Origin of the sequence: Streptomyces sp. 150FB, assembly GCF_000818195.1 — a bacterium.
Lineage (GTDB): Bacteria > Actinomycetota > Actinomycetes > Streptomycetales > Streptomycetaceae > Streptomyces.
In genome coordinates this window covers 1,604,262-1,611,239 of record NZ_JTHL01000001.1, presented here as the reverse complement: position 1 = coordinate 1,611,239, position 6,978 = coordinate 1,604,262, and the positions used below count along the sequence as shown (strand labels likewise).

Annotated in this window: 4 protein-coding genes; all 4 read right to left on the bottom strand. The window is 71.9% G+C overall.

Annotated elements, in window-relative coordinates; translation table 11 throughout:
- A partial coding sequence (locus tag QR77_RS06530) for an FAD-dependent oxidoreductase (RefSeq protein WP_236710549.1) occupies nucleotides 1-1,723 on the bottom strand: 1,723 nt, incomplete at its 3' end.
- Between the two features lie 70 nt (nucleotides 1,724-1,793).
- Nucleotides 1,794-2,711 carry an SDR family oxidoreductase gene (locus tag QR77_RS06525; protein WP_236710548.1) on the bottom strand — a complete coding sequence of 306 codons (918 nt, stop codon included), beginning with the start codon at nucleotides 2,709-2,711 and terminating at the stop codon, nucleotides 1,794-1,796.
- A complete protein-coding gene (locus QR77_RS06520) occupies nucleotides 2,708-3,877 on the bottom strand; it encodes an acyl-CoA dehydrogenase family protein (RefSeq protein WP_040020240.1) in 1,170 nt (389 codons plus the stop codon). Before QR77_RS06520 ends, QR77_RS06525 begins: the two co-directional genes overlap by 4 nt.
- Nucleotides 3,878-3,940: 63 nt before the next feature.
- Nucleotides 3,941-6,937, bottom strand: coding sequence for a 3-phosphoshikimate 1-carboxyvinyltransferase (gene aroA, locus QR77_RS06515; RefSeq protein WP_040020239.1), 2,997 nt, complete (start codon nucleotides 6,935-6,937; stop codon nucleotides 3,941-3,943).
- Nucleotides 6,938-6,978: the final 41 nt, after the last annotated feature.

Genomic DNA, 6,978 nt, shown 5'->3' with positions numbered 1-6,978 from the left:
CCCGCGCCGGCGCGGCGCCCCCAGCGGGTGCCCCGACGAGTGCCTCCGCCGTGCGGGGAGCCCCGGTGAGCGCGCCCACCGCATGCGCGGTGAGGAACTCCTCCGGGGTCGACTTGGCTTCGGGATCGCCGGTCAGCAGGTGCGCGAGGTCCACCGCGATCCCGCCGCCGCCGATGACGGCGACCCGCCGGCCCAGCGCCTCGGGGTCGGCGAAGGCCCGGGCGTAGTCGATGACATGCGGCAGCGCGAGGCCGGGCAGCGTCGGCCGGTACGGCACCACACCGGTCGCGAGGACCACGCCGTCCAGGCCCCGCAGCATCGGCAGATCGCGGTGCCCGATCCGGTGCCCGAGCCGCAGGGACACGCCCAGCTCGCGCAGCTCCCGCACCCGGTGGCGTACGGTCTCGCCGAACTCCGCCTTGCCGGGGACCAGCGCGGCCATCCGGAACTGCCCGCCCGCCTCGGCCGCCGCCTCGAACACCTCCACGCGGTGCCCGAGCCGCGCCAGGGTACGGGCCGCCTCAAGCCCCGCGGGCCCCGCGCCGATCACGGCGTAGCGCCCCGGCCGCTGTGCCGTGCCCCGGGCCGCGAACTCCACCTCGTGGCCCGCCCGGGGGTTGACCAGGCAGGACACCCGCTCGGTCCCGAAGGACCGGTCGATGCACGCCTCGTTGCAGGCGATACAGATGTCGACCGACCCGGCCCTGCCGGTACGGGACTTCTCGACGATGGCCGCGTCGGCGAGGAAGGGCCGGGCCATGGCGACGAAGTCGACCTCGCCGCCCGCCAGCACCTCGTCCGCCTGGGCGAGCCGGTTGAAGCGGTTGGAGGCGATGACGGGCACCTCGTCGTACCCGGCCTCCCGCAGCGCCCGCTTGACGTCCTTCGCGTAGACCGCCCAGGTCCCGGTGGGGACCTGGGTCTGTACGGTCGGCACCGGCGACTCGTGCCAGCCGATGCCCACGGCGAGCGCGTCGGCCCCGGCTCCGGCGAGCGCGACGGCCAGCGCCGCCGTGTCCTCGGGGGACGTACCGTCCGTCACCAGGTCGGCGCCCGACATCCGGAACAGCACGGGGAAGTCCGCGCCCACCGCCGCCCGTACCGCCCGCAGCACCTCCAGCGGGAAGCGCGCGCGCCGCTCGGCGTCGCCGCCCCACGCGTCGTCACGCCTGTTGGTGAGCGGCGCGGTGAACTGGTTGATCAGATAGCCCTCGGAGCCCATCACCTCGACGGCGTCGAAGCCGAGGTCGCGCGCCGCCTCGGCGGCGCGCCCGAAGTCGGCGATGGTCGCGACGATCTGGCGCTCCGTCATCTCCCGGGGGGTGGTACGGGAGAAGCGGCTGTACACGGCGGACGGCGCGAGAGGCGCGCCGCCGTCCGTGCCGGCCACGCCGGGCAGCGCGTACCGCCCGGCGTGGAACAACTGGAGCGCGATCAGTCCTCCGGCGTCGTGCACCGCGCGGGCGGCCACACCGAGGGCCGCCCGGTGCTCCGGGTTTCCGGCCATCGCGTATCCGGGGCCGCCGGCCCCCGCCGGGTTCACCGCCGTACCGCCCGTGACGATCAGCGCGGCGCCGCCCCTGGCACGCTCGGTGTAGAAGGCGGCCAGCGCCGCGCCGCCGTCCTCCAGCGCCTCCAGGTTGAGATGCATGGCCCCCATGACGACGCGGTGCGGCAGCGTCAGCCCGCCGATGGCGCCGGGCCTGAAGACGTGGTCGAACACGGTCGGCTCTCTCCTCTTCGACGAATCCGGCATCTCTGGTGTCGTGTCATGTGCGGCGCCCGGCGCCGCTTCACGCGTCGCGCGTCGGACGCGGCGGCAGCGCGAGCGCCTCGCCCGCGTCGGCGAAGAACGGCGGAGCGACCACGCTCAGCCCGCCGTCGACCACCAGGGTCTGCCCGGTGATGTAGCCGGAGCCCTCGCCGAGCAGGAACATGATCGTGTCGGCCATCTCCCGCACGGTGCCGGGACGGCCCGCCGGAATCCGGTCGAGCACCCCCTGCATCGGCGGCATGCCCTCGACGTTGTAGAAGAACTCCAGCGAATCGGAGTCGATCAGCCCGCCGTTGACCGCGTTGACGTTGATGCCGTACGGCGCGAACTCCACCGCCATGTACCGCACCCAGGTCTCGATGGCGGCCTTCATCCCGCCGAGCATCGCGTACGTCGGGTAGGCGCGGATCGAGCCGTACGACGACAGCGCGACGATCCGCCCGCCGTCGTCCATCAGCTTCACGGCCTCCTGCGCGCCGAGGACGAAGGGGCGCAGGTTCATCGCGTACGACCGGTCCAGGTGGTGCGGGCCGAGGTCCATGATGTTCTTGAAGGCGCTCGCCGCCGCGTTGGAGACGAAGTGGTCGAGCCGCCCGCAGCGCCGCGCCACCTCGTCGAACAGCGCCTTGACGCCCTCGGTCGTCTCGACGTCGGCCTGGACGGCGAAGCCCTGGCCGCCCGCCTCCTCGATGTCGGTGACGGTCTTCTCCGCGAGGTCCGCGTTCCGCTTGTAGTTGACGACCACGGTGCCGCCCTGCCGGGCGAGGGTGAGCGCGAGGGCGCGGCCGATGCCGCGTGAGGCGCCGGTGATCAGCGAGACCTGCTCGCGCGCGGGCCGGGGCGTACGGGTGGGAGCGTGCTCGCGCTCGTCGCCGGGGAGGTTGTTCGTCCGGTCGTTGGCCTGGTCGTTGGCCTGGCCGTTCGTCGGGCCGTTCATCGGGCTGTTCCTTCCTCGGCCTGGGCCGCCGCGCGCTGGAGCAGCTCGCGGAAGACCACGGCCTTCTGTACCTCGTTGGTGCCTTCTTCGAAACGCTGGGCGCGGGCGTCCCTGTACACGCGTTCGATCGGGGACGACTTCCAGTAGCCGAGCCCGCCGTGGATCTGCAACGCCTTGTCGGTGACGTTCGTCAGCATCGTCACGGCGTGCATCTTCGCCATCGAGGACAGCATCGACGCGTCGTCGGCGCCTTCCTCGAAGCGCCGCGCCGCGTGCAGGACGAGCTGCTTCGCCGCCTCGATGTCGGCCGCGTTCTCGGCGAGCATGAACTGAATGGCCTGCCGCTGGGTGAGCGCCTTGCCGAACGTCACGCGGCCACGCGCGTACTCCACAGCGAGCTGCTGCGCGCGCTCGGCGAGCCCCACACAGCTCATCGCGACCGAGACGCGCGAGGGGGTGAGGAACCCGCCGAGGAAGACCTCCAAGCCCTGCCCCTCGGTGCCGAGCCGGTGGTCGACCGGCACCGGGGTGCGGTCGAAGGTCAGCGAGGCGTGGTCGGTGCCGGTGACGCCCATCGTGTTCGAGGTGTCCTCGACCCGCACGCCCTCGGCGCCCCTCGGTACCAGCAGCGCGACCGTGCCCTCGTGCCCCGAGCTGCCCTCGACGCGCGCGGCCAGCAGGTAGTAGTCGCAGCGCACGCCGAAGGTGATCAGGTGCTTGTGCCCCGACAAGTAGTACGTGTCGCCCTCGCGGACCACCGACGTGGTGATGTCGGCGCCCGTGCCGTTGCCCGGCTCGGTGAGCGTGAAAGCGATCTTGATCTCGCCGGTGACGGACGGGATCACGAAGCGCTTGCGCTGTTCCTCGGAGGCGTGCCCGTCCATGGACCGCCAGATGCCGTTGACGACGTGCACGATCATCCGTACGGAGCCGTGGGAGCGGGAGAAGATCTCCATCAGCTCCATCCACCGCGCGAAGCCGAGGCCCTGACCGCCGTACTCGACGGGCGCGGCGACGGAGAGGAACCCGAGGCTGTTCAGCTCGGCCCACAGCTCCTCGGGCACCTCACCGCTCTCCTCGATGCGCTCCGCCCAGCGCTCGCCGGGTCCCTCCACCCACTGCTGGACCTGGGCACGGAGGCGGTCGAACCGCTGATCTTGCTCCATGTGCTGCTTCTGCCTTCCCACTTACTCATTTGTGTGGATACCGATACCCGTACAACCGCATGATCAGAGCGGTTCGTTCTGCGGGCGCAGGCCCCTGGCCCGCTCCCGCAGTTCGAACTTCTGGACCTTGCCCACGGGGTTGCGCGGCAGTACGGGGACCGGCTCGACCCGCTCCGGCCAGTACTGCTTGGCGACCTGGTGCTCGTCCAGGTAGCGCCGCATGTCCCCGAACCCGAGCGCGGCGCCGTCCTTCAGGACCACGAAGGCGCAGGCGCGCTCGCCGAGCCGCTCGTCGGGCATGGCCACCACGGCGACGTCGTCGACCGCCGGGTGCGCGAAGAGGAGCTGCTCGACCTCGGCGACCGGGATCTTCTCGCCGCCCCGGTTGATCACGTCCTTGACGCGCCCGGTGATCCGCAGGAAGCCGGCCGCGTCGATCGTCGCCAGGTCGCCGGTGCGGTACCAGCCGTCCTCGGTGAAGACCTCGGCGGTCAGCTCGGGACGGTCGAGATAGCCGTCGAAGACGGTCGGCGAGCGCAGCTCGAAGTTGCCCTCCTCGCCCGGCGGCAGCGTCCGGCCCTGCTCGTCGGTGATCCGCAGCTCGATGCCGTCCAGCGCGCGCCCGTCGGAGCCCCAGCGCTGCACGGGCTCGTCGGACGGCGCCGACAGCGCGCCGAGGCAGGTCTCCGTCGTACCGAAGGCGCCGCAGACGTCGGCGCCCAGGACCCGGCCGGCGCGCTCGGCGAGCCCCCGGGGCACGGTGGCGCCGGTGGCGACGAAGATCCGCAGGTTCCGGGGCGTCTCGCCGCCGTCCTCGACCGCCTTGACCAGGTCGGACAGGAACGGCGTCGCCGCCTGTACGAAGGTCGCGCCGTGTTCGTTCAGCGACTGGAGCGCCCGCTTGGCGTCCCACTCGGACTGGAGGATCTGCGGCACACCGAGCACGGTCGCCAGCACCATCCCGTACAGGAACCCGGTCTGGTGGGCGAGCGGCGAGGGCACCCATACGGCGTCCAGCGCACCGAGCCCGAGGTGTCTGACCTCCATGGACACGGCCCGCACCAGGTTCCGGGACGGCTGCTTCACCCCCTTGGGCTCACCGGTGGTGCCGGAGGTGAACAGCAACTGCGCCGTGGCGTCGGCCGTCGGCGCGCACGCGTCGAGCGCCGCGCGGTCGGTGACCGTGGCGGCGAGCGCCTGCTCCCAGTCGCTGACCGCGGGGCCGCCGACGGGTACCGCGGGCAACTCGGCGCTCCCGCCCGCCTCGGCGAGCACGATCACCTGCTCCAGCGCCGCCCTGTCCTCCGCCGAAAGGGTGAGCAGCTCCTCGGCGGGGCGCCGGGAGCGGTAGCGGTCGGCCACCACCATGACCCGTGCGCGCGAGCGGCGCAGTACGAAGCCGACCTCACGCTCCCTGAAGAACGGGATGACGGGGCAGCAGACGGCCCCCAAGCGCAGGCACGCCAGCGAGAGAACCACGAACTCGACGCGGTTCGGGAGCTGGTAGGCGACGTTCTCGCCGGGCCGCACCCCCAGCTTCAGCAGCAGCGAAGCGGCCTGGTCGACCCGGTCGGACAACTGCTTCCAGGTGACGACCTCGTCGCGGTCCGGGCGTACGTCGACGACCGCGGTGTCGTCGGGACGCGCGGCGGCCCGCCGCCGCAGCCACTCGGGCAGCGTGATCCCGGCGGCCGCCTCCGGCTTCGCGACCTCCTTCTCCAGCCGCCGCGCCCCGCCCTTGCCGGAGGCGGGCCCGCTGTTCTCCACCGACATCGGCAGACCGAGGGTGTTCATGGCGTCGAGGAAGGTCGGATACGAGATCCGGTACGCGTTCGGATAGGTCAGCGTCGAGTGGCCGCGCGCCCGGGACGACGCCACCGCCAGCGACATCAGCACCCGGTGGTCGTTGAACGAGGACAGCCTGGCCCCGACGAGCCCGCCGACGCCGCGTACCCGCAGCGCGTCGCCGACCAGCTCCAGATCGCCGCCCATGGAGTTGAGCTGGAGCATCGCGGCTGCCCTGTCGGACTCCTTGAGCCGGGTGTGCGCGATGTTGTGGAACATCGACTCGCCATAGGCGAAGGTGCCGAGGGTGGAGAGGATCGGCAGCATGTCGGGCACCTCGCGGCAGTCGACCGTGACGCCCTTGAGCAGCGGCGCGTCCTGCTGGATGCGTACCCCTCCGGCCTTCTCGTCCAGCTCCATGGGCACGCCCATGGAGCGTGCGATGTCGAGGAAGTGGAACTCGGGGTGATCGGCCGGACCCCCTTCGAGCCTGGTCATGCCGCGCAGCAGTACGTCGGAGGGGTGCAGCGCCGCCGCCGCGATGCCGAAGGCGGCGGAGCCGATGTCGGGCGGCAGCGTCAGCTCGGTGGCCGTGGCCTCCTGATCAGGAGTCACGTCGAAGCGCCGCCAGTCGGCGGAGACGGTGACCTGGAGTCCGAACTGCCGCATCATCGCGACGGTCAGCTCCAGATAGGACCGCTCGTTCAGCTCGCCCACGACCTCGATGGTGGTGGGTCCGGTGGCGAACGGCGCCAGCAGGATCAGCCCGGAGATCCACTGCGAGAGCGTCCCCGCGATCCGGACATGCCCACCGGCGGGCCGGCTGCCCTGGACCTGCACGGGCGGACAGTCGTCGGCCGATTCGAGACCCACGCCCATCTCGCGCAGCGCGGTGAGCAGCGGACCGACCGGGCGCCTGCGGAAGTACTTCTGGCCGGTCACCGTCACGGGCCGGTCGGAGAGCGAGGCGAGCCCGATCATGAAGTAGAGCGTGGTGCCGGAGCTGCCGGCGGAGACGGCAGCGCGCCGCGGCCGGTAGCGGCCGCCGAGGCCGTGCACCACGAAGGTGTCACCTTCGGTGCTGATTTTCACGCCGAGGCCGCGCAGGAGCTGCACGGTGTACTGGACGTGCCGGGCGTCGGAGAGCCCGTGGACGCGGCTGACGCCGTCCGCGAGCGAGGCGAGGATCAGTGCGCGATGCGCGTGGTACTTGGAATTGGGGACGAGGACCTCACCGGTCACCTGGTGCTGGATCCCTTTGACAAGAAGGTGCATGGGGGTGTGCTACTCCCTGGCCATGGGCGGGCACACCGAGT

Bases quoted from the DNA above. Each gene is read 5' to 3' on its own strand.
- aroA (WP_040020239.1), bottom strand. From the start codon at position 6,937: ATGCACCTTCTTGTCAAAGGGATCCAGCACCAGGTGACCGGTGAGGTC.
- QR77_RS06520 (WP_040020240.1), bottom strand. From the start codon at position 3,877: ATGGAGCAAGATCAGCGGTTCGACCGCCTCCGTGCCCAGGTCCAGCAG.
- QR77_RS06525 (WP_236710548.1), bottom strand. From the start codon at position 2,711: ATGAACGGCCCGACGAACGGCCAGGCCAACGACCAGGCCAACGACCGG.